The 329-nt window shown below is 48.3% G+C and carries 1 pseudogene; it reads right to left on the bottom strand.

Annotated features, from left to right (window positions below):
* A pseudogene (locus FLQ44_RS25615) lies at window positions 1–238 on the bottom strand (hydroxymethylbilane synthase); the annotation flags it as partial.
* Window positions 239–329 lie beyond the last annotated feature (91 nt).

The raw sequence follows: 329 nt of genomic DNA, 5'->3' as shown, positions 1-329 counted from the left end.
CCCGTTCGCTGACGCATCCTAAAACCAATCCTTCTGGCAAGTTGGTAGGCAAATCTTTCAGGGAATGCACGGCAAAGTCTGTCTCGTGGTTGAGCATTCCCACTTCGAGTTCTTTGGTAAATAGTCCCTTATCACCAATCTTGGCTAAGGCAACATCTAGAATTTTGTCACCTTGAGTCGCCATCGTGTGGATTTCAAAGGTGCAATCTGGAAAGTGTTTCTGGAGTTGTGCTTGCACCCAATAAGTCTGGACGAGTGCGAGTTGGCTTTTACGAGAACCGATGCGGATGGTACGGGTAGGACTGGAAACTGTAGGGGACATATAGCGC

It is taken from the genome of Vogesella mureinivorans (assembly GCF_007644035.1).
Taxonomy (GTDB): Bacteria; Pseudomonadota; Gammaproteobacteria; order Burkholderiales; family Chromobacteriaceae; genus Vogesella; species Vogesella mureinivorans.
The sequence above is the reverse complement of the archived record's forward strand: the minus strand, read 5'-3'. Positions and strand labels throughout refer to the sequence as shown.